General features: G+C 39.5%; 23 protein-coding genes. 10 read left to right on the top strand and 13 right to left on the bottom strand.

Annotated features, from left to right (window positions below):
• Positions 1-45: 45 nt before the first annotated feature.
• From PCY08_RS05590 to PCY08_RS05575, 4 genes are all read right to left on the bottom strand, one after another.
• Positions 46-969 carry an aspartate carbamoyltransferase catalytic subunit gene (locus PCY08_RS05590; protein WP_301559716.1) on the bottom strand — a complete coding sequence of 308 codons (924 nt, stop codon included), beginning with the start codon at positions 967-969 and terminating at the stop codon, positions 46-48.
• Between the two features lie 20 nt (positions 970-989).
• On the bottom strand, positions 990-1,511 hold the full coding sequence (gene pyrR / locus PCY08_RS05585; protein ID WP_045763808.1) for a bifunctional pyr operon transcriptional regulator/uracil phosphoribosyltransferase PyrR: 522 nt from the start codon (positions 1,509-1,511) through the stop codon (positions 990-992).
• 208 nt (positions 1,512-1,719) lie between these two features.
• Complete coding sequence (gene nth, locus PCY08_RS05580) at positions 1,720-2,349, bottom strand: endonuclease III (protein WP_223139931.1); 630 nt, start codon at positions 2,347-2,349, stop codon at positions 1,720-1,722.
• Positions 2,350-2,892: a DUF177 domain-containing protein gene (locus tag PCY08_RS05575; protein WP_301559715.1), complete on the bottom strand. Its 543-nt coding sequence runs from the start codon at positions 2,890-2,892 to the stop codon at positions 2,350-2,352.
• A gap of 660 nt (positions 2,893-3,552) precedes the next feature.
• Between PCY08_RS05575 and PCY08_RS05570 the strand changes: the two genes are divergently transcribed.
• Together PCY08_RS05570 and PCY08_RS05565 are read left to right on the top strand one after the other, a co-directional pair.
• Entirely contained in the window at positions 3,553-3,882 is a 330-nt protein-coding gene (locus PCY08_RS05570) for a helicase BlpT (protein ID WP_301559714.1), read from the top strand.
• A gap of 275 nt (positions 3,883-4,157) precedes the next feature.
• Positions 4,158-5,684, top strand: a complete 1,527-nt coding sequence (locus tag PCY08_RS05565) for an ATP-binding cassette domain-containing protein (RefSeq protein ID WP_301559713.1) — start codon at positions 4,158-4,160, stop codon at positions 5,682-5,684.
• Between the two features lie 44 nt (positions 5,685-5,728).
• Here PCY08_RS05565 and htpX read toward each other — a convergent pair whose 3' ends face one another.
• Both htpX and PCY08_RS05555 read right to left on the bottom strand, forming a co-directional pair.
• Positions 5,729-6,628, bottom strand: coding sequence for a zinc metalloprotease HtpX (gene htpX, locus PCY08_RS05560; protein ID WP_301559712.1), 900 nt, complete (start codon positions 6,626-6,628; stop codon positions 5,729-5,731).
• A gap of 1 nt (position 6,629) precedes the next feature.
• Positions 6,630-7,190: a LemA family protein gene (locus PCY08_RS05555; protein ID WP_000219831.1), complete on the bottom strand. Its 561-nt coding sequence runs from the start codon at positions 7,188-7,190 to the stop codon at positions 6,630-6,632.
• A gap of 94 nt (positions 7,191-7,284) precedes the next feature.
• Here PCY08_RS05555 and rsmG point away from each other — a divergent pair, with 94 nt between their 5' ends.
• The 3 genes from rsmG to tnpA all read left to right on the top strand — a co-directional run bounded on the left by rsmG (position 7,285) and on the right by tnpA (position 10,341).
• The gene (gene rsmG / locus PCY08_RS05550; protein ID WP_301559711.1) at positions 7,285-7,998 is read left to right on the top strand and encodes a 16S rRNA (guanine(527)-N(7))-methyltransferase RsmG; all 714 of its coding nucleotides are present in this window, start codon (positions 7,285-7,287) and stop codon (positions 7,996-7,998) included.
• Between the two features lie 410 nt (positions 7,999-8,408).
• On the top strand, positions 8,409-9,692 hold the full coding sequence (locus tag PCY08_RS05545; RefSeq protein ID WP_301559710.1) for a solute carrier family 23 protein: 1,284 nt from the start codon (positions 8,409-8,411) through the stop codon (positions 9,690-9,692).
• Positions 9,693-9,894: 202 nt separating this feature from the next.
• Entirely contained in the window at positions 9,895-10,341 is a 447-nt protein-coding gene (gene tnpA, locus PCY08_RS05540) for an IS200/IS605 family transposase (RefSeq protein ID WP_301559709.1), read from the top strand.
• Positions 10,342-10,540: 199 nt separating this feature from the next.
• On the opposite strand, the gene PCY08_RS05535 is transcribed toward tnpA, so the two are convergent.
• The 6 genes from PCY08_RS05535 to PCY08_RS05510 all read right to left on the bottom strand — a co-directional run bounded on the left by PCY08_RS05535 (position 10,541) and on the right by PCY08_RS05510 (position 17,196).
• Positions 10,541-11,299, bottom strand: coding sequence for a CPBP family intramembrane glutamic endopeptidase (locus PCY08_RS05535; RefSeq protein ID WP_301559708.1), 759 nt, complete (start codon positions 11,297-11,299; stop codon positions 10,541-10,543).
• Between the two features lie 115 nt (positions 11,300-11,414).
• Positions 11,415-12,326: a DMT family transporter gene (locus tag PCY08_RS05530; protein ID WP_301559707.1), complete on the bottom strand. Its 912-nt coding sequence runs from the start codon at positions 12,324-12,326 to the stop codon at positions 11,415-11,417.
• 9 nt (positions 12,327-12,335) lie between these two features.
• Positions 12,336-13,268 (bottom strand): serine hydrolase domain-containing protein, encoded by a 933-nt coding sequence (locus PCY08_RS05525; protein ID WP_301559706.1) that lies wholly within the window; start codon positions 13,266-13,268, stop codon positions 12,336-12,338.
• On the bottom strand, positions 13,265-13,990 hold the full coding sequence (locus PCY08_RS05520; protein WP_301559705.1) for a CppA N-terminal domain-containing protein: 726 nt from the start codon (positions 13,988-13,990) through the stop codon (positions 13,265-13,267). Before PCY08_RS05520 ends, PCY08_RS05525 begins: the two co-directional genes overlap by 4 nt.
• 148 nt (positions 13,991-14,138) lie before the next feature.
• Complete coding sequence (locus tag PCY08_RS05515) at positions 14,139-14,957, bottom strand: endonuclease/exonuclease/phosphatase family protein (protein WP_301559704.1); 819 nt, start codon at positions 14,955-14,957, stop codon at positions 14,139-14,141.
• Positions 14,958-15,009: 52 nt separating this feature from the next.
• Positions 15,010-17,196, bottom strand: a complete 2,187-nt coding sequence (locus PCY08_RS05510) for a PTS transporter subunit IIBC (RefSeq protein WP_301559703.1) — start codon at positions 17,194-17,196, stop codon at positions 15,010-15,012.
• Between the two features lie 200 nt (positions 17,197-17,396).
• On the opposite strand from PCY08_RS05510, the gene PCY08_RS05505 reads away from it, so the two are divergent.
• Genes PCY08_RS05505 through PCY08_RS05485 form a run of 5 tightly spaced genes read left to right on the top strand, consistent with a single transcriptional unit; the run spans position 17,397 to position 22,093 of the window.
• Positions 17,397-18,344, top strand: coding sequence for a TIGR01212 family radical SAM protein (locus tag PCY08_RS05505; RefSeq protein WP_301559702.1), 948 nt, complete (start codon positions 17,397-17,399; stop codon positions 18,342-18,344).
• Positions 18,328-18,885 carry a class I SAM-dependent methyltransferase gene (locus tag PCY08_RS05500; protein ID WP_301559701.1) on the top strand — a complete coding sequence of 186 codons (558 nt, stop codon included), beginning with the start codon at positions 18,328-18,330 and terminating at the stop codon, positions 18,883-18,885. The genes PCY08_RS05505 and PCY08_RS05500 overlap by 17 nt, the downstream gene beginning before the upstream one ends.
• On the top strand, positions 18,878-19,132 hold the full coding sequence (locus PCY08_RS05495) for a hypothetical protein (protein ID WP_006150587.1): 255 nt from the start codon (positions 18,878-18,880) through the stop codon (positions 19,130-19,132). Before PCY08_RS05500 ends, PCY08_RS05495 begins: the two co-directional genes overlap by 8 nt.
• 11 nt (positions 19,133-19,143) lie before the next feature.
• Positions 19,144-21,198, top strand: coding sequence for a sodium:proton antiporter (locus PCY08_RS05490; RefSeq protein WP_301559700.1), 2,055 nt, complete (start codon positions 19,144-19,146; stop codon positions 21,196-21,198).
• 31 nt (positions 21,199-21,229) lie between these two features.
• Complete coding sequence (locus PCY08_RS05485) at positions 21,230-22,093, top strand: YihY/virulence factor BrkB family protein (RefSeq protein WP_301559699.1); 864 nt, start codon at positions 21,230-21,232, stop codon at positions 22,091-22,093.
• Between the two features lie 67 nt (positions 22,094-22,160).
• Here the strand turns inward: PCY08_RS05485 and PCY08_RS05480 are convergent, their stop codons facing one another.
• Positions 22,161-23,102: a RimK family alpha-L-glutamate ligase gene (locus PCY08_RS05480; protein ID WP_301559698.1), complete on the bottom strand. Its 942-nt coding sequence runs from the start codon at positions 23,100-23,102 to the stop codon at positions 22,161-22,163.
• Positions 23,103-23,112 lie beyond the last annotated feature (10 nt).

The raw sequence follows: 23,112 nt of genomic DNA, 5'->3' as shown, positions 1-23,112 counted from the left end.
TCACCTCTCGTGGATGCTCTCAGGCATCTTTTAACGTTTTGTGTCTTATTTTGCGTTTCTGTAAGTCAATACAGATTCTAAAATTGCCATTCTGACAAAGACACCATTGGTCATTTGTTGAACAATACGTGATTTTGGTGCTTCGACCAAGTGATCAGCAATTTCAACATCGCGATTTACAGGAGCAGGATGCATCAGAATAGCTTTATCTTTCAAGCGATCATAACGTTCTTGAGTCAAACCATGCTGAGCATGATAACCCTCTTTTGAAAAGACTGTTCCACTTTCATGACGCTCATGCTGAACACGGAGAAACATCATCACATCAACTTGGTCAATGATTTCATCAATGCTTACAAACTGTCCATAGTCTGCAAACTCTTGACTTCTCCATTCCTCAGGCCCAGCAAAGTATAGTTCTGCTCCTAAGCGTTTTAAGATTTGCATATTGGATTTAGCCACACGCGAATGGTCAAGGTCACCAGCAATGGCAACCTTGAGTCCTTCGAAGTGTCCAAATTCTTCATAAATGGTCATCAAATCAAGCAAGCTTTGGCTTGGGTGTTGGCCCGAACCATCCCCACCATTGATAATCGAAGTCGTAATCGTCGGACTATCGATCAACTCTCTGTAGTAATCCACCTCTGGGTGTCGGATGACACAGGCATCTACTCCCAAGGCTGACAAGGTTAAAATTGTATCGTAGAGTGTTTCACCCTTGTTGACTGAACTTGTCTTCACATCGAAGTCCAGTAGGTGAAGTCCCAGTTTAATCTCTGCTACTTCAAAAGATTTGTGGGTACGAGTCGAACTCTCAAAGAAGAGATTAGAGACAATGTGTTGGTCCACGTAAGACGCTTTTGCTCCATTTTTAAACTCAATTCCTCGTTTAATCAATTTCATGACTTGATCTACAGTAAGGTCTTCCATAGAAACTACGTGTTGAATGGCTTGTTGATTTTCTGACATAGCTAACTCCTTTTTGCTATCTAGGCTTCTTCAGTAATAAGAACACGATCTTGTCCATCAAGTTCAGTCATCTCTACGATGATTTCTTCTGAACGACTGGTTGGGATGTTTTTACCAACATAGTCTGGACGAATTGGCAATTCTCTATGTCCACGGTCAACTAAAACAGCTAAACTCACACGAGAAGGACGGCCATGGGTAACGATGTTATCAATAGCTGCTCGGATGGTCCGACCTGTGTAAAGCACATCGTCCACCAAGATGACCTCACGTTCTGTCACATCAACAGAGATTATAGAAGTATCTTCACCGCTTTTGACATCGTCGCGGAAAGGTTTGGTATCTAATTCTACAACAGGGACAGAGATATTTTCTAATTGTTCCAAACGCTCTTGGATACGGTGAGCAATGAAGACACCTCGTGTTTTTATCCCAGCCAATACAATCTTGTTTAAATCTTTATTTCGCTCGATAATCTCGTAGGTAATCCGAGTAATCGCTCGCTTGACGGTTAATTCGTCTACAACTTCTTTTGTCTTCATGACAAACCTCCAAAAAGAAAAGTCTCCTTTTTCAAGGAGACTTGAGAATGTATAACTAAGCGAGCCTTACTGTAAACAGTATAGACTTACCCTTCTACTTAATCGAGCTCCTTGCCTGCCTCACGGGACAGGATTAAAGGAATATTTGATTGCTACTACTATATCACAAAGTAGTAATCGATGCAAGAAAAAACACAAGAAATCAATTTTATAACGAACTAAAATCGTATAACTGTGGATAGTGATCGCATTCTGGATTTTTCGGATGACAGATAGCACGACCAAAGTAAATCATAGCCTGATGAGCTGCTAGCCATTCTTCTGGTGGCAAAACATCCATGACACGTTTTTCGACCTCAAGTGGTGTAGCTGATTTTTTTACAATATCGTGGTGTTTACAGATTCGCTCTACGTGAGTATCTACTGCAAAGGCTGGAATACCGAATCCTACGCTCAAAACTACGTTAGCGGTTTTTCGGCCAACTCCTGCCAAACTCTCTAATTCTTCCCTAGTCTGAGGGACTTGGCCGTCAAAATCGTCTAATAACTGCTGGGCACATTTCTTAAGAAACTTAGCCTTATTGCGATAGAGACCTAGACGAGAAATATGTTTAGCAATCTCACTCTCACTTGCTTCTGCCATGGCTTGTGGGGTTTGAAAGGCCGCAAAAAGTCCTGGTGTAGCCTTGTTGACTGCCGCATCTGTCGTCTGAGCTGACAGCATAACAGCAACCAGAAGTTCAAAATGATTACGAAAATCTAGACTTGGTTTTGCATCTGGAAAAAGAGCAATGATTTCCTCAATGACATGACGGGCACGTTTCTTGGATAAAACCATCTATTCGTCTCCGTCAAACAGTCCTTGCAAACCTGCAAAAGGACTATTTTCTTCTTTCTTGACTGCTTGTTGGGCTTGGTACTCTTCCTCGGACATGATTTGCCAGTCATTTCCAGAAACAAAGCCCTGGCCAGCTTCTTCTTCAGCTGTTAAGACCTTGATTGGAATGTTGAGCAAGATATTATCTGAAACACTTTCAGCCAGGTCGATTTCCCCATTTTCAATCGGTAAAACCAAGTCATCATCTAGCACTTCTTGATCCAGTTGATTAGTAGCACCTTCCATAAAGACTTCTGTCACTAGATAAGACTCTTTCAATTCTACCGGTTCCATGCTACGGCTAGAGGCTAGAACGATTGTATAAGACAACTGATAATCTAGGAAAAACATAAGGTCTTCGTACTGAACTTTTCCAATAGCGACAATATCTTTTACATCTAAAATTTCTTGATTACGGGCACGCAAGTCAGCTGCTAAGTCTAAAGTTTGCTCAAAGTGCAAACCTTCAGGCTGCTTACGAATTTCTTGAATATTTAATTTCATACTTCCTCCATAAAGATTTACTATCTTGATTATACCATGAAAATGCTAGAAGTAAGCCTTCCAAACTTTGAATTTAAAAGTCAGAGTTTTCCATTCCAAATGTCGATGTTCTTCTATAATGGAAACAAAATTGGCAGATAGAAAATTTAAAAATGATTCGGAGAACTAGTTGGAATATGAACTTCCTAACTCTACTTTTAGCTATAAATAATTGAATTCCTATATTCAAAAGACTATAAAAAAGACAGGAATGATAAAGTAGAAAGGAGTTTACTGCAGCCAGCTCTGCAGTATGGTTAACCGTCATTAAAAAGGAAACAGTCACATATACAGTGTATCTTATACCCCTTAGCTCCCTATCTAGCGAAAGGATTGTGTGGCATGAATAAAAGTTTGGTCGATGGCACTTTCCTTATTTTCCTAATACTCCTTACCATTTCATTTTGGTTCAGCATCTGGAAATTAGAAAAACTGATTGCTGATTAACAATCGAAGTTCAAAACCTTAAAAATCTATTGCTTCTAAGGGTTTAGTTCTGTTATTGATAGAGCTAAATCCTTTTTGTTTTATATGATTGATTTTTGATATATTTATTAGGACATATTTTGCTTTTAGTGCTATACTATAGACATCAATACATGAGCAAAGGAGGACGCTCATATGGAAGACAAAGTTCTTTTAGCTGAAGCCTATCAACTCGTTTCAGAATTAAATCAAACTATACAAAACTGTAAACAAGGATTACCTGATGATCTACGCTTACAGCAAAATATAGACGAAATTCTCAGAGCGCTTAAAAAAGCTGAGAAAGTAGACAACGCTATCTTAATTGAACTGGAAACTTTTTACCAACGGACTAGTCTTTTGATTGGACTTGGCACCCTTAAACTCAATGAAGAAGCTCGCACAGCTTGGCGAAACTATGACAAATTCCACTACGATCAAGTCAAACACGTTTTGACTCTCTATGGACCCGTTTTTGGTTTCTAGAAAGATTTGAATTTCTCATTTCTTTTGACAAAGTGTTCCAAAAGGTATAAAATAAACATAATAATTTTCGGAGGTAAGGGAGACATGAACAATTAAGTCTATCAAATAAAGAACCTTTATTTAGTAGATCTTGTTTCTGTCTCTTTTTGTGTGCTCTTTTTTCTGCTGCTTTTTGCAGCCCTTTTAAAAGAGGATTTTTTGACATAGACAATTGGCTCTACTAGGTAAAGTAGAGCTTTTGTTATGTATTATCCAAATTTAGAAAGGGCAATGATATGATAAAAATTAATCATCTAACTATAACACAAAATAAAGACCTACGAGACCTTATTTCCGATTTAAACATTACTATCCAAGATGGGGAAAAGGTTGCTATTATTGGGGAAGAAGGAAATGGCAAATCAACTTTACTTAAAACTTTAATGGGAGAAAGATTAGAGGATTTCACTATCAGGGGCGACATTCAGTCTGACCTTCAGTTCCTGTCTTACATTCCCCAACATCTCCCTGAAAAACTGAAGAAAAAATCTCTACAGGACTACTTCTTTTTAGAGTCTGCTGATTTGGACTTCAGTATTCTCTATCGTTTGGCTGAGGAATTGCAATTTGATAGCAGTCGTTTTGCTAGTGATCAAGAGATTGGTAGCCTATCGGGTGGCGAAGCTTTGAAAATTCAGCTCATCCATGAATTATCCAAACCCTTTGAGATTCTATTTTTAGATGAACCTTCAAATGATCTAGATCTTGAGACAGTTGATTGGCTAAAAATTCAGATTCAGAAGATCAGGCAGACCGTTATTTTCATTTCTCATGATGAAGACTTCCTCTCTCAAACTGCAGACACCATTATCCACTTGCGACTGGTCAAGCATCGAAAGGAAGCTGAAACCCTAGTCGAGCACTTAGACTATAATCGCTATAGTGAACAGAGAAAGGCTAACTTTGCCAGACAAAGCCAGCAAGCTGACAACGACCAACGATCCTATGATAAAACCATGGAAAAGCATCGCCGAGTCAAGCAAAAGGTAGAAACTGCACTTCGAGCTACCAAAGACAGTACTGCCGGACGACTACTGGCTAAAAAGATGAAAAATGTTCTTTCTCAAGAAAAACGCTACGAAAAAGCAGCTCAGTCCATGACCCAAAAGCCACTTGAAGAGGAACAAATCCAACTTTTCTTTTCAGATATAGAGCCATTAGCAGCTTCTAAAGTCTTACTTCGACTGGAAAAGGAAAGTTTGTCCATTGGCGAGCATGTTTTGGCTCAGGAGTTACAACTAACTGTTTGGGGTCAAGATAAAATCGGTATCATCGGACCAAATGGTGTTGGCAAATCGACTCTGTTAGCCAAGTTGCAGCAACTACTAAGTGGCAAAAGTGAGATTTCACTTGGATTTATGCCACAAAATTACCAAGAAACACTGCAATTGGATCTATCCCCAGTAGAATTTCTCAGCCAAACTGGAAATAAAGAGGAAATACAGAAAATTCAATCCTTCCTAGCCAGTCTCAATTTCAGTTATCCAGAGATGCACCACAAGATTCACTCTTTATCTGGTGGTCAACAAGGTAAACTCCTTCTTTTGAATTTAGTGCTGCGAAAACCAAACTTTCTCCTTCTGGATGAACCCACACGAAACTTTTCTCCAACCTCTCAACCCGAAATCAGAAAACTCTTTGCCAATTACCCTGGGGGCCTCATCACTGTTTCACATGATCGACGTTTCTTAAAAGAAGTCTGCAGGAGTATCTATCGTTTGACAGAGAATGGTTTGGAAATAGTTGATTTACAAGATTTATAACTGTAGAAAATAGCAAACATCCAGAGGAAAATCTCTGGATGTTTTTACATATGTTTCAGACGCTCAATCCGTTCTGAGATTGGCGGATGGGTATAGAAGAGTTTTTGCAAGCCACCTCGTTTTTGAGGATCGTTGATGTAAAGTGCACTGCTAGCATCATCCACATGACGACTCATAGGCTGACTATTGTCCAGCTTACGAAGGGCATTGATCATCCCTTGAGGATTACGAGTCAACTCTACACTTGAAGCATCTGCTAAAAATTCTCGTTGACGAGAGATGGCTAGTTGTACCAAGGTTGCTGCTAGGGGCGCCAAAACAATTGCTAGGAGAGAAACAACTAGCATAATAATTTCAAGTCCACCACTATCTCGATCATCACTTCTACGACCACGGCCTGCACCTCCCCACCACATCATGCGTCCAGCCATACTTGATAAAAGTGTAATGGCACTGGCAAGGGCAACCGCAATCGTAGAAATACGAATATCATAGTTACGAATGTGACTGACTTCATGGCCTATAACCGCCTCTAACTCTTCACGATTCATAATCGCAAGGAGTCCTGAAGTTGCTGCTACAGCTGCATTTTGGGGATTTGAACCCGTAGCAAAGGCATTTAAGCTGGCATCATCGATGATGAAGACACGTGGCATAGGGATTTGCGCCACCATAGCCATATCTTCCACAACATGATAGAGGGTTGGTGCAGTCTGCTCATTCACCTCACGCGCACCATTCATACTCATGACTATCTCTGTTGATTGAAAAATCATGGACAAGGCATAGATAAAGCCGATAATCAGAGCGATAACTAAGCCACCAAGACCAGATCGCATAAAGAGATAACCAACTGCATATCCAACCAAAGCCAGAAGTAAAAAGAATACTAGTAGTAAAATCCAAGTTCTTCGCTTATTACTCGCGATTTGATCATACAACATCCTAGTCACCTAAACCACTAAAATCAACCTTTGGTACTGCCTTTTCTTCTTCAGGTGTTTGAAGGAAATCAGCCACTTTAAAACCAAAGAGTCCAGCAACTAGGTTGCTTGGGAATGTTTCTAATTTAACATTATAGTTGCTAACAACACTATTGTAGAGTTGGCGAGAGTAAGAAATTTTATTTTCAGTATTGGTCAACTCCTCTTGCAATTGTGCAAAGTTGCCACTTGCTTTTAGGTCTGGATAATTTTCTGCAACCGCAAAGATTCCTGAAACCTGACGTGTAAGAGCATCACTAGCCTTCATAGCTTCTGCTGGTGAAGTTGCTGCTGCTACTTGATTACGAAGTTCTGCAACTTTTTCAAGCGTTGAACCTTCATACTTTGCATATCCTTTCACGGTCTCAATCAAGTTTGGCAAGAGATCGTTACGACGTTTCAACTGAACATCAATCTGACTCCATGCCTCCTTAGTTTGCATGCGATTTTTAACCAAACCGTTATAACTAACAATTACAAAAATAACAATAAGAGCAAGAACTCCAAGAATAATCCAAGTCATCGTATAATTCCTTTCTGATTTTAGATTAGTACCAGTATATCAAATTTCCATCTTTTTGTGGTAAAATAAGATGATACTAAAGAAGGAAACTACTATGAAACCAGAAACTTTTTACACATTACTTGCTGAACAAAATATTATTCTTTCTGACCAGCAAAAAGTTCAATTTGAGCGTTATTTTGAACTCTTAGTCGAGTGGAACGAAAAAATCAACCTGACTGCTATTACAGAAAAAGAAGAAGTCTATCTCAAACACTTCTATGATTCCATCGCTCCTATTTTACAGGGATTGATTGAAAACCAGCCCATTAAACTCTTAGACATCGGTGCTGGAGCAGGTTTTCCTAGCCTTCCTATAAAGATTCTCTATCCTCAGCTAGATGTGACCATTATTGACTCCCTTAATAAACGAATCAACTTTCTTAATCTATTAGCCCAAGAACTAGGTTTAGAAAATGTTCACTTTTATCATGGACGTGCCGAAGACTTCGCCCAAGATAAGAACTTCCGTGCTCAGTTTGATATCGTTACAGCTCGTGCTGTTGCCCGTATGCAGGTCTTGTCCGAGTTGACTATTCCCTACTTAAAAGTCGGTGGAAAATTGCTAGCACTTAAGGCTAGCAATGCACCTGAGGAATTAACTGAAGCTAAAATTGCCCTCAATCTTCTCTTTAGTAAGGTTGAAGAAAACCTCAGTTACACTCTTCCTAACGGAGACCCTCGCTACATTACTATTGTTGAGAAGAAAAAGGAAACTCCAAACAAATATCCACGTAAGGCTGGGATGCCTAACAAACGTCCGCTTTAGAAAGATTAAAAAATCTGCAAACTCATTCCTCGCTTTCTCATTTCAAGGCTCAGGAAAAAATGATTTACAAAATCATACCTCGCTTTCTCGTTTCAAGGCTCGGGAAACAATGATTTACAAAATCATACCTCGCTCTCTCATTTCAAGGCTCAGGAAAAAATGATTTACAAAATCATACCTCGCTTTCTCATTTCAAGGCTCAGGAAAAAATGATTTACAAAATCATTTTTTTCTGCTATACTATCCTAAGCAAAGGTTTTTAATGTCATCCCGTGAGGTGACGAAGGCGCAGATCTATATAAAACTCTTTAAAACTTGATGAAGGAGTCTTGTTTTAGAGAGGTCTTACTCTGGGAGCCTATTGCTATAAAATAATGGGCTCTTTTTTGATGCCCAAAAGTGAGGTTAATATGAAACAGGAATCAACTGTTGATTTGCTTTTAGACGTTGACCAACGTCCTTCAGCTGGAAAGGGAATTCTTCTTAGCTTCCAGCACGTATTCGCCATGTTTGGTGCTACTATTTTAGTACCTTTGATCTTGGGAATGCCTGTATCGGTTGCCCTTTTTGCATCAGGTGTAGGAACACTCATTTACATGATCTCTACTGGCTTTAAAGTTCCAGTTTATCTGGGTTCTTCTTTTGCCTTTATCACAGCTATGTCACTTGCCATGAAAGAAATGGGTGGTGATGTATCTGCTGCTCAGACAGGGGTTATCCTGACTGGTCTTGTTTATGTCCTTGTTGCTGCAAGTGTGCGCTTTGCAGGTACAAAATGGATCGACAAACTCTTACCACCAATCATTATCGGTCCTATGATCATTGTTATCGGTCTTGGACTAGCTAGTTCAGCTGTAACCAATGCTGGCCTTGTAGCTGATGGAAATTGGAAAAACGCTCTTGTAGCCGTTGTTACTTTCTTGATTGCTGCCTTTATCAATACAAAAGGAAAAGGATTCCTACGAATTATCCCATTCCTATTTGCCATTATCGGTGGTTACCTCTTTGCTCTAGCACTTGGATTGGTTGACTTCACTCCTGTTCTTGAAGCTAACTGGTTTGAAATCCCTGGTTTCTACCTACCATTCAATACAGGTGGTGCCTTCAAACAATACGACCTTTACTTCGGTCCTGAAACAATTGCCATCTTACCAATTGCAATCGTAACCATTTCTGAACATATCGGAGACCATACCGTTTTAGGTCAAATCTGTGGACGCCAATTTTTGAAAGAACCTGGTCTACACCGTACTCTTCTTGGTGATGGTATCGCAACATCTGTTTCTGCCTTCCTCGGTGGACCAGCCAATACAACTTACGGTGAAAATACAGGGGTTATCGGAATGACTCGTATCGCTTCTGTCTCAGTTATCCGTAACGCTGCCTTTATCGCAATTGCCCTTAGCTTCCTTGGTAAATTTACTGCCTTGATTTCAACAATTCCAAACGCTGTACTTGGTGGTATGTCTATCCTTCTTTACGGGGTTATCGCAAGTAACGGTTTGAAAGTCTTGATCAAAGAACGTGTTGACTTTAGCCAAATGCGTAACCTTATCATCGCTAGTGCTATGTTAGTGCTTGGACTTGGTGGAGCCATCCTTAAACTTGGACCAGTTACCCTTTCAGGTACTGCCCTATCAGCTATGACAGGTATCATCCTAAACTTGATCTTGCCATACGAAAACAAAGACTAATCCATATAGAATCAACAAGAGGTCGGGACCAAAATCCCGACCTCTATTTTTATTATGTGACTATTAGTCCGTCTCGCTCCGTGAGGTGCGAGACAAATAAACCACCCGCTATGCGGGTGCGCGTCGAAGGTTATACCAAAAAAACTCCAAGCGCGATACAATAAAGGTGTTCAAGCCAATTGTAAAGCGAAAGGAGAAAACCATGGCACAAAAGTCTCATAGTTTATCACACACAAAGTGGATGTGTAAATATCACATTGTGTTCACCCCTAAGTATAGACGAAAAGTGATCTATAATCAATATCGAAGTAGTTTGGGAGAAATATTCCACCGATTATGTAGTTATAAAGGTGTTGAGATTATCGAAGGTCATTTAATGCCTGATCATGTACATATGTTGGTAAGTATTCCACCTAGGATAAGTATTTCAAGTTTCATGGGGTATTTAAAAGGCAAAAGTGTACTCATGATGTTTGATAAACACGCCAACCTCAAGTACAAGTTTGGGAATCGGCATTTCTGGGCAGAAGGTTATTATGTGAGTACAGTAGGGCTTAATGAAGCCACAGATCAGGAAAAGCATGATATAGCACTAGATAAATTAAGTGTAAAAGAATATGAGGATCCCTTTAGGGATAGTGGCAAGTAATACTCACGCCTCTTTAAGAGGCAAGTGACGAGTCAAGAGCAATGAGGCTTGAACAACGTGAAAGCCAGCGTCTTTAGGCGCTGGCTGGTAATTTGGGCTTATAGCCCTGGTGCAAACCACCCGTTAGACGGGTGGTTATGATTCACAAGAAGACTTTGATACAGTGACTCATTGGACTGTTGTCAAAAAGTTTGATTTCTTAATTTTCCCAAGCAATCAGAAGATACAAGAGACTTGAACCAAACATATCAGCAAGAGCATGCATGAGAAAGAATGGCAGTAAATTCTTGACTACATACTTGTACAAGAAATAATAAAAGAGACCGTAAACAAGCCCAATCACCAAGGCCCAAAGCAATCCTTGATAGGTATGGAAAGAAATCCGTATAATTACCGAATAGACCAAAGCCAACCACTTGTGCTTTTCTTTTACTGAAATCAGTAAGCCTAGGAAGAAAAATTCTTCATAAAAACCATTTAGTAAAGCATAGCAAATCGCTATCGGTGTTAAAGCCATGAATTTTCGAATGATTTCCATGGGGTCTATAAAAGGGATCAACTGAGGATTAAAATAATTATACTTACCACTAAGGGTTGTAATGATATCACCAAAGATACCAACTACAGCAAAGATAAGGGGAACCCAAATTAAAACAGACCAGCTCCAACGTATAGGAAGCTGTTTAAAATCATAATTTCGAATCACAAGATAAAGGAAGGTAATCCCTAACATAATCAATTGAAAATTGAAATTACTAGAATAAGCTGCTCCATCACTTGCTACATTTGTCGTAGTTTCTGTGACACTAGTAAGAGTTGAAGTCGATAAACTCTCCATAAATTGTTGAGTAGAACGAATGATAAACTCTCCAAACATTAAAACAGTGATGATGAGGATATCGAACCATTTTAAGTATCTTAAAGGTTTTGATGGATGAATACTTTGTAGCAAATTCATATTTCCTCCTTATCTTTAAATGTATGAATTGATTATAAACATTCATTCTTAAAGTTATATGAACCAACTTGCTAGAAGATTAAAAACCAGCCTTATCAAAGACTGGTTTAATCCATTAAACGGAATGATGTTTCTTTTCAAGCATTAAATCCTTCAATGAAATGATAGTCACAGCTAGTAAAATCATTGCCATACCAAGAAAATCTACAGGATAAAAGATATCCCCCATAATCATGAAGGCAAAAAATACTGCCGAGATAGGCTCAATCGAAGCCAAAAGGCTAGACTTGACTGGTCCTATCATACTAGCTCCCTTGAGGAAGGCTGTATAGGCAAAGACCGTTCCAATCAGAATGATGCCAGCAAAAGCTAGAAAGATATCAAAAGATATGGGAATACTGGCCCCGATAAGCCCCGTAAAAGGTACTGCTAGTATACCTGAGATGGTCATTCCAACACCAATAACCAATATGCTCCCCCATTTTTGAATCAATTTTATAGGTAAAATGATATAAAGAGCATAGGTTAGGGCCGAGAACAAACCCCAAAATAGACCAGCTGGAGTCATCGAGAGTTGATCCAATTGCCCATGGGTTGCAATGAGAAAGGTCCCACCTATAGCTAAAAACATAGAGATGATTTCTGAAAGCGTCGGAGCCACCTTATCCTTGATACAAGTGTAAGCAAGGATTCCAACTGGACAGACATACTGGAGAACTGTCGCTGTCCCAGCATTTGTCTCCTGAATAGCTGAAAGATAAGCCAATTGATTTAGAAAAAGACCAAATAAAGAAAATAACAAGAGAGAAAACAGGCTTGATTTATCCTTCAGAAAAGCCATAAATTTATCCCTTGATTTAGTATAGGCAAGAAGAATCAAGAGTAAACCAGCAATTATCAAACGGATATTGGTCAGAAGGAGGGCTGAAATCCCGTGAACCATCAAGTACTGACCGCTGGTCCCCGACAAGCCCCAGGCAATACCTGCAATGACTGTATAAAGAGTTCCTTTTAAAGCTTTTGACATACTTCCTCCCTAGTCTGCCTCTCGAATCAAGTCCATGACCTGATTACGATCCAAAATCCACTGAGCACGCTCATCTTTTTCATAAGTTCGATTGGATAAAAAGATAGCAGCTTCTTGTTTCTTACGATTCCACATGATAAAGGTTCCAGTATAGCCTGTATGGTCCAGCCAATCACCTTCAAGATTCCAGGCCAATGAGCGTTCTTTATCATTCAGATCCGAAAAATTCTGACTTAAGTCTGCAGCAAAATCATCCTGCAAATAATGCTCTAGAAAGACTTTTAAATCATGAACTGTCGAAAACAAGCCTGCACTACCTGCATGCTTTCCAAGCAAACGAGCCTTGGGATCATGGACCACTCCTGCTTTCTGTCCACGGACCGTTGGAACAGCACAGTTAACTGGACCAAACTGAGTTTCCTTCATCTTCCATGGATTCAACACTTGCTCTTGTAAAATCTGATCCAAGTCCTTTTCAAAATAAGATTCTAAAAGAAAACCTAGTAAGAGAAAGTGCACATCTGAGTATAGAAAGGCTCTCTTCTCTCGGCGATTCAGATGAAACATAGCTTCTCTTAACTGATCTGCAGAAAGCTGATCTCTATTAGGAATAAAAGGATCTAAATCCGTTGCATGCGTTAGGAGTTGTCGAATGGTGATGTCTGGGTAATCCACTTCTGGAAGATAGTCTCTTATGGAGTTATCTAACTCAATCTTGCCTTCCTTCCACAAAAAGGTTAAGACCGTTCCTACTCCAACGACCTTGCTCACACTTGCCAAATCATAGACCAAGCCCTCACGAGTCTGCTCACCAGTTTCTGGATTTGCTTCTCCTAGATACCAGTCAGACCAAACGCCATCCTGATAATACGCAAAAGAGGCACCAGGATAAATCCCCGCCTCAATTTGTTGCTTTATTTTTTGAATGATTTTTTGTTTCATACTGCTTCAAACCACAATTCAATATTGTTGGTATCCTTAGTTAGGAAAAACTTCTCAGATTTTGGAATAAAGTAACCAGCTTCTTCAAATCGCTGACGCAATACAGGAAAATCCAAATTCTCTACTTGAAATTTCAACATAGACAAGTCCCAAGTTACATTATTTTCAACCAGTAAATCGCTCCCTTGAGCTTGATTAAAAGCTAGTCGGTTTTCGATTTCTTCTTTATCAAGTAGGCTTGATGTCTTATCTGGTAAGTTAATTTCCACCGAGATTTCAAAGGCTGTCAAATATCTCAGTTTCTCATCTTTTGAAAAAGTGACTTCTTCCTCAACTTTTTTCAAATCCTTGATATCATCTTCGGCATGAATAAGAATACAATCCCCTTCTGGAGAAAGAACCTCAAAAGCATATCCCTTATTTCCTTTATAGAGTTGAGGGATTTCTTCCATTCTAGCTAGTAGTGCTTCAATCTCAGATGGCTTCTCTACCTTTACAAGTAATCTAGCTAATTTTTTAATCCCTTCAACCTTACGGCTCCTCATACTTGGTGACTCTTCTAAAACTAACTTTTCAATACCTGACTGGTCTCCTAGTGATAAGAAGGCTGACTCTTCAAGCAAGGGTTTCATCCCCAAAGTCTCAATATAAAACAACTCATTTAAATTTCTATTATTTACCTTTAGCGTCGGGATCATACGCTTTATTTGATTTACAATCATAAATTCCTCCAACACTTTTTATTTTAAAGGATTTTATCTTTTTTTACAAGTTATTCAATAAAAAACTTTAACTATATTAACTCTTTAAATTAAATTCCCCCTTCTGTTTGTAGAAGGGGGCTTGATTGTTTTTACTAAAATAGCTTATTTAGTCTTTCCAAGATAGTGTTGCTTGCAGACCGTAATGATCACTAACTTGTGGACTGTTTTTATCATCAAAGACCACGTGAAGTTTTTCTACCTGCACATCCTTTGTTGTAAAGATATAATCGATTCGAAGAGGTTCGCTGTTCCCCTTCCAACCATCAATTTCAGGCGGAACAGTGTAACTACCACTTCTTTCTTTTGCAACTTCAAATGCATCTTGTAAGTTTAGTGGACTAGCTAAAATAGCTTGGTAGCCCTCTTGACCTGCAGGATTATTAAAATCACCTGCTAGCAAGAGTGGCTTGTTCAATTCTTTCAGAACTGCTTCAAAGCGCGCCCATTCCTCTTGGAAGCCTTTATCCCACCAAGAGAGATGGACACTGGCAACTGCAAGTTCTTTACCTTCAACTACTGTCTCTGCTAGAGCAACTCGACGAGTGTGGTAATCTGTCGGATCATCTACATCTGAAACCAAAATTTCACGCGCCCCAATTGGTGTTTTAGATAGGATTGCAACACCTTCATGGTAACGATCATAACCGATATGGTTATAGGCCCAAGTCCAATAATAGTTTTGACCTTGCTCAGCCAACTTCTCTACCAAAAGTCGCACATAGTGGTCTTGATGAATCGGCTCAGCAGATGGTAATGGCTGATAAAGTACACCAGCTTCTACTTGCGCTGAAGTAATTTCCTGATTAATTTCTTGAAAACAAATCAAATCATAACTGTTTTCAAGTATATCTTGAAGTAAAAGTTGAAACTTTTGTTCAGGATCTTTTTCCATCCAACTATGGGTATTGAGTGTTAAAAACTTCATGCTTTTCTCCTATTAAACAAGAGGTTGGAAACAGCTTCCAACCTCCTAAATATTACAATTCTACTTTTGCAACTGCTGTTTTAGCAGCAAGAGAACCTGTTTTTTCTAATTTAACTGATTTGATCGCATCACCATTTGTGAAGACAACTACAGTTGTGGTTTCACGACCAGCTTCACGGATAGCACCCAAGTCAGCTGTGACAAGAAGATCACCAGCTGCAACCTGTTGTCCTTCAGTAACACGAACTGTAAATGGTTTACCTTCAAGACTGACTGTGTCTAAACCAATGTGAACAAGTACTTCAAGGCCTGCTTCAGTCACAAGACCAAGAGCGTGTTTAGTTGGGAAGATACTTGATACAGTACCTGATACTGGAGATACAATGTTCCCGTTTGATGGTTCTACTGCAAATCCATCACCCATCATTTTTTGTGCGAATACAGGATCCTTAACTTGATCCAATTCAATCACTTGACCGTCAGCAACTGAGTATACTTCTTCAGTCACACCTTTGTATACAACAGCATCTTGTTGAGCTGCTGCCATTTGACTTGGAAGAGTTTCAGGAATCACTTCACCTGAGTCAAGAAGGTCTTGGATATCTGATTTCAAAACGTCAGCTTTAGGTCCGTAGATAGCTTGGACACCTTGTCCTTTCATGACAAGTCCCATAGCTCCTTCAGCTTTCCATTGTTCCTCTGTTCCAACTTTTTCAGCGTCTTTTACAGTAACACGAAGGCGAGTCATACATGCGTCCACATCAACGATGTTAGCACGTCCACCAAGAAGGTTAATGATGTTAACAGCTTGAGAAGCTTCTGCAACTTTTGACTCACCAGAAGCAGCAGATTCTGATGAACCTTCAGCAGTTTCGTAGTTTCCGTTACGTCCTGGAGTAGCATAGTTGAATTTTTGAATCATGAAGTTGGCGATAAAGTACATGATAACTGCAAATAGTGCTGTTACCCAGATAAAGTTAATGATATCCATACCAAGACCAGCATTGATAGCTAGTGGAGTACGAGTCAAGAATTCAATTGAACCGAATGAGTGCACACGAAGGTGAACAATATCAGCCATAGCAAAGGCAGCACCTTGAACAACAGCGTAGACAAGGTAAAGAGGTGTTGCAACGAACATGAACATATATTCAATTGGCTCAGTAACACCAGTCAAGAAAGTTGCAAGAGCTGTCGCAATCATCATACCTTTGTATTGGTGTTTCTTGTCTGCTTCAACATTACGGTAAATAGCAGCAGCCACACCCATCAAAATACCGAATGAACCAATCATTTGTCCAACTTTGAAACGAGCTGGATGAACTGTATCTAGCAATGTTTGGTATTGACTAGCATCAGTACCTTTAAGGTTTACAAGGTCTGTTACCCATGCAAGCCAAAGTGGATCTTGTCCAAATACTTGAGTGCCTTTTGCTGCACCAGTTAAAATATCGTAAGTACCACCAAGAGCTGTATAGTTCATTGGGATAGTCAACATATGGTGAAGACCAAATGGCAAGAGCAAGCGTTCCAAAGTACCATACAAGAATGGTGCAAGAACTGGTGCTGTTTCTTGTGAATTAGCAATCCAGATACCGAAGTTGTTGATACCTGTTTGAACAACTGGCCAGAAAGCTGAAAGAAGAATTGCAGCGATTGCTGAGCGAAGAATAACTACAAATGGTACAAAACGTTTCCCGTTAAAGAATGAAAGGGCATCAGGAAGTTTACGGAAATTATAGTATTTGTTAAATGCAGTCGCTCCAACAAAACCTGAGATAATCCCTACAAATACCCCCATGTTAAGGGCTGGTGACTCAAGTACACTAATGAAGTAATCAGCAACCTTGATAGATCCACCAAAGATTGTTGAAACCATAGCGTTAGGATCTTTCAACATATCCCCTGATACACCGAAGATTGTACCAGTGATACGGTTAATAAGGATAAATGCAAGACCTGCCGCAAAAGCACCACCAGCACGTTCTTTAGCCCAGCTTCCTCCAATAGCGAGGGCAAACAAAATATGAAGGTTACCGATAACTCCCCAACCAATTTGCTCTAGTACGCCACCAGTAATAACTAGGGGAGCAAGGTTTGGGTCAATCATTGCAAGTGACTTACCGATTGAAATCATCAATCCAGCCGCTGGCATAACAGCGATAACCACCATTAGAGCCTTACCGAATTTCTGCCAAAATTCGAAAGACAAGACATTTTTGAATGTATCTTTCATCATTCAAATCTCCTTTATATTTATTCGGCAAACGTTTTACGAAAACGTTTGCGCTTGTTTATGATTTAATTCTACCACTTTTTATTTTTTTGTAAAGGCTTTTATAAAAAAAATTTTGACTTTTTCTTTCGTTTCACTTTCTAGGCACTCTCTCTTACTGACCTTTTTTGAGTTTGCGAGTCTTTTCTGATATAATATTAGCTATGAAATCCTATAATACGTTGAATGATTATTATCGAAATTTATTTGGAGAAAAGACTTTTAAAGTCCCTATTGATGCTGGCTTTGATTGTCCCAATCGCGATGGAACTGTAGCACATGGGGGCTGTACTTTTTGCACGGTTTCCGGTTCTGGAGATGCAATCGTTGCTCCTGATGCTCCTATCCGCGAGCAATTCTATAAGGAAATTGACTTTATGCACCGTAAGTGGCCTGAAGTTAAAAAATATTTGGTTTACTTCCAAAATTTTACCAATACACATGAAAAACTTGAAGTGATTCGCGAGCGCTATGAACAAGCAATCAACGAACCTGGTGTTGTTGGCATCAATATTGGTACTCGACCTGACTGTCTTCCTGATGAAACGATTGAATACTTGGCAGAATTATCAGAGCGAATGCATGTTACCGTAGAACTAGGTTTACAAACTACATATGAAGAAACTTCAGAATTGATTAACCGCGCCCACTCCTATGAACTCTACGTGGAGACGGTCAAACGACTTCGGAAGTATCCGAAGATTGAGATTGTTGCCCATTTGATCAATGGTTTGCCCGGTGAAACTCATGAAATGATGGTGGAAAATGTTCGGCGTTGTGTAAGGGACAATGATATCCAAGGGATTAAACTTCACCTACTTCACCTCATGACCAATACTCGGATGCAAAGGGATTATCATGAAGGTCGTTTGCAGCTCATGAGTCAGGATGAATATGTCAAGGTCATCTGTGACCAACTAGAAATTATTCCCAAGCATATTGTCATCCATCGGATTACGGGTGATGCGCCTCGGGATATGTTGATTGGTCCTATGTGGAGTCTCAATAAATGGGAAGTTCTAAATAGCATTGAAGATGAAATGAAACGACGCGGTAGTGTTCAAGGATGCAAGGCTGTAAAACAGGAGTTTATGAATGAAAAGACCACTTGAAATGGCGCATGATTTTCTTGCCCAAGTCATCACCCCAGAGGATATTGTCGTTGATGCGACCATGGGAAATGGCCACGATACCCTTTTTCTAGCTAAGTTGGCTAAACAAGTCTATGCTTTTGACATCCAGGAACAAGCTCTGGAAAAAACAAGTCAACGTATCCAAGAAGCAGGTTTGTCCAATGCAGAATTAATCCTACAAGGTCATGAAACCGTGGATCAGTTTGTAAGGGAAGTTAAGGCAGCCATCTTTAATCTTGGTTATCTTCCTTCAGCTGATAAAAGCATTATCACCCAACCTCAAACAACTATTGAAGCACTGGATAAACTTTGCCAAATGCTAGTTAAAGGTGGACGAATAGCCATCATGATTTACTATGGGCATGAAGGTGGAGATATAGAGCGAGATGCTGTCTTAGATTTTGTCAGTCAGTTGCCACAACAAGAATATACCGCTACGATCTATCGTACCCTCAACCAAATCAACAATCCACCATTTTTAGTCATGATTGAAAAATTAGAAAGGTATCGCCATGGATAAACAATACCTACGAGATAAAATAGAAGGACTTCGCCACAAATTCGTTGAATCAACCCAACATGAACGGGCAGTTGGTATGTTAGATGAAGCTCATATGAGCAAAAAGATGCTAAAAATCAAGAAGAAAATGATAACACTTGAAATGGAACGTTGTCAGAAGAAAATCGAGCACAAGGACTGCTCGAAGATTGATCAAAAAATCCAAGAACAAAAGGAACTTTTTGAAGCTTGTCGAAAACAAAAATAAGGAGGTAGAAGATGGATTTACTGTTTTATCTCTTGATATTTTTACTTGTTCTCATTGTTTCGAGTACGACCAATAAACTACTTCCCTTTTTACCCATGCCCCTGATTCAAATACTTCTGGGGATTGGGATTGGTCTGTGCTTACCGAATAACCAGTATCACTTAGACACTGAGTTGTTTCTAGCCTTGGTAATCGGCCCGCTCCTCTTTCGAGAAGCTCAAGAAGCAGATGTAACCTCTATCTTAAAACACTGGAAAATCGTTCTCTACCTGATTTTCCCTGTTATATTTGTATCAACATTGAGTATGGGAGGCCTTGCCCATGTCCTTTGGGCGAGCTTACCATTAGCTGCTTGCGTTGCAGTCGGAGCTGCACTTGGTCCTACCGATCTCGTCGCTTTTGCTTCTCTTTCTGAACGTTTTACTTTTCCAAAACGAATTTCAAATATCTTAAAAGGGGAAGGCCTCCTTAATGATGCTTCTGGGCTAATTGCTTTTCGTGTAGCTCTCATCGCATGGACAACAGGGACTTTCTCACTTACCCAAGCTGGTACTTCATTAGCAATTTCCATCATTGGAGGATTTGCAGTCGGCTTTATAACAGCCTTAATCAATCGTTTCCTCCATACTTTTCTACTCAGTGTTCGAGCTACTGATATAGCCAGTGAACTCTTGCTGGATCTTAGTTTACCACTTTTAACATTCTTCATCGCTGAAGAGATTCATGTTTCTGGAATTATCGCGGTCGTTGTCGCTGGTATTTTAAAAGCTAGTCGTTTTAAAAAGATAAATCTTCTCGAAGCTCAAGTGGATACAGTGACTGAAACCGTTTGGCACACTGTTACCTTTATGCTTAATGGTTCTGTCTTCGTCCTGTTAGGAATGGAACTGGAGATGATTGCGGAGCCGATTCTTAAGAGTGCTTTTTATAACAATGTGCTTCTTCTCGTCACAGTCTTTCTTTTAACCTTCCTACTCTTTGCCATCCGCTTTGTGATGATTTACGGCTTTTACGCGTTTCGAATAAAGAAACTTCAAAAAAGTCTCCACAAGTATGTCAAAGATATGCTTCTCCTTACCTTTTCTGGCGTCAAGGGAACTGTATCCATTGCCACTATCCTCTTGATACCGTCTAATCTGGAACAAGAATATCCTCTTCTTCTCTTCCTCGTAGCTGGGGTAACACTTGTCAGTTTTCTGACAGGATTACTGGTACTTCCACACCTTTCCGAAGAACAAGAACCATCTAAGGATCAGCTCATGCACATCGCTATCTTAAATGACGTTGCCATGGAATTAGAGAAGGATTTAGAGAAAACTAAAAATAAGGTTCCACTCTATGCAGCTATCGATAACTATCACGGACGGATTGAAAATCTCATCCTCAGCCAGGAGAACAAGGAAATCCAGGAAGACTGGGAAGCTCTTAAACTCTTGATTCTCAGTATCGAGAGCGATGGTTTGGAACAGGCCTACGAAGAAGGCAAAATTGGTGAAAGAGGATATCGTGTCTACCAACGTTATCTGAAAAGCATGGAGAAAAATATTAAGCGAAACTTTGCTTCTCGCCTAACCTACTACTTCCTTGTTTCTATACGGATTGTGCGTTTTCTCCTTCATGAGTTGCTCACATTTGGAAAAACCTTTCGTTCTTGGAGAGACAAGGAAAACCAAAGACTTCTTGCCATCGATTATGACCAGATTGCAGAGCTCTATCTAGCCAACACTGAAATCATCATCGAAAGTTTAGAAAACCTCAAAGGGATTTATAAGAGTTCTCTGATCAGCTTCATGCAGGAATCGCGTCTCCGTGAAACCAGTCATATTACCAGTGGTGCCTTTGTAGAACGGGTTATCAATCGTATCAAACCCAATAATATCGACGAAATGTTAAGAGGATACTATCTAGAACGTAAGTCTATCTTTGAATATGAGAAACAAAAACTTATTTCAGCCCAGTATGCTAAAAAACTGCGACAAAATGTAAACAACCTAGAAACTTATTCTCTAAAAGAATCAGCCAACACATTACCTTATGATATGATGGAATTAGTTCGCAGAAATTAAGATTTAGGTTATTATTGTGGAGGATTATGCAATGAAAAAGTTGTGGAAACAACTAACTAATAGGCCTTTATTGAAAGCTTTTTTACACTACTATCATGTTTCAGATATTGAATTAACCAGTGTAGCTGTGGCTTATTATTGGTTGATTTCAATCTTCCCTTTACTTATGATAGCCGTCAATATCTTGCCGTATTTTCAAATTCCGATCTCTGATTTCTTGATCACCCTAAAGGAATTTTTACCAGATACGATCTATGATGTAGTAGCAAAGATTGCTCGTGAAGTGCTGACACAACCATCTGCTGGACTCTTGAGTTTTGCGGTAATATCAGCTCTTTGGACCTTTTCAAAATCCATGAATTTCCTCCAAAAATCTTTTAATAAAGCTTATGGAATTGCAAAAAATAGAGGAATTATCTCACACCAACTGATGAGTCTCCTAGTTAGTTTGGGACTTCAAATTCTCTTTGCTCTTGCCCTATTCCTAAGTATGTTTGGTCATATGTTGTTGGATCTGCTAAAAAACTACTGGAAATCCGAAAGTTCTCTATTTGCATATTTACAGGATTTTACAGGACCGCTGATTTATGTCTTTCTGTTTGCGATCTTGATCATGCTCTATTATTTCCTTCCAAATGTGAAAGTCGGTCGTATTCGTTATGTCCTTCCTGGAAGTCTGTTCGTACTTCTTACTCTCATATCTCTATTAACGATCTTTTCAGCTTATTTCAATAACTATGTCAACTATCTAGTCGACGTTCGATTTTTCAGTTCCATCATCGTTGTTGTCATGATGTTCTGGTTTATAATCATTGCCAAGTTATTGATTGTCGGTGCTGTTATTAATGCGAGTGTCCAAAGTCTTAAGGATCCAGATTTTAAGGTCAACAAATAAGTTTTTAATTAGTAAACAAATCAATCCCCCAGTCATTTAATACTGGGGGATTTTTGAATTTCCTACTTTATTGTCCACGCGTTAGGGCTTGCAATTCTGTTTTTAGATATTGAGCCAAATGTTGGTGGGCGAAAATATTGGCATTCTTTTCTGCGGTAGGATTGTAGTTTGTGTTGGTATTTACATCATAAACATAAATATCACCACTCTCTGACTGAACCCATTCAATAGCAGCAACTTCAATCTGAGCATTTTTTAGAAAGTTCTCATAAGCTTCTCTTCGAGAATCTGGTAGAGGTTCTGTAATCTGGAATTTTTCAGACGTTTCTAGTTGTTCTGGTCTCTTGCCAATTTGACAACCATCTGCTGGGCACAGTTGGAAACCATCTGAAGAATCGATTGAAACAGTATAAAGGAACTTCTGGTTGATAAACTCTGAACGACGAATACGGCCATCACTTGGTTTGATGTAGGCTTGTAACAAGGTGATACCGTCCACTGATGGCTCAAAGAGAGGGCTATTGACATAAGCTTCCAATTCTTCTTCATTTTGGAAGAGTTGAACACCTAACCCCTTACCTGCTCGATTGTGCTTGGTAATCAATGGATAGATGTTCAATTTTCTGGCTGCTTCAATAATATTTTCTTGCCCTAAAACTGCAACTGTCGCAGGAGTCTCAATGCCAGACTCATTTAGCTTCAAATATTGTTTGACTTTACTGATCTCTAGGTTGATAGCCCCAGTTCCATTTACAACCTTGCGTCCGTGGGCTTCTAACCAAGTAATTACCTGCTCTGTAAATTCTGGTGCATAGCGATGTCCTCTAGTGTGAGAAGATGCAGACATACGATTGTAAAAGATACCTTGTGGCGGTGGACTTTGAAGATCCAATATCCCACTAGACAAATCCCACAGTTCATAAGGGACTTCTAACTCTTCCAACCATTTGACCAAATGCTGGGTCCATTCAAGATTCTCATGAATCACATAAACTTTTGCTTCACTCATTACTTATAAA

Origin of the sequence: Streptococcus sp. SO4 (genome assembly GCF_030440055.1) — a bacterium.
In the GTDB taxonomy this organism is placed as follows: domain Bacteria; phylum Bacillota; class Bacilli; order Lactobacillales; family Streptococcaceae; genus Streptococcus; species Streptococcus nidrosiense.
This window is presented reverse-complemented; position numbering and strand designations above follow the sequence as displayed.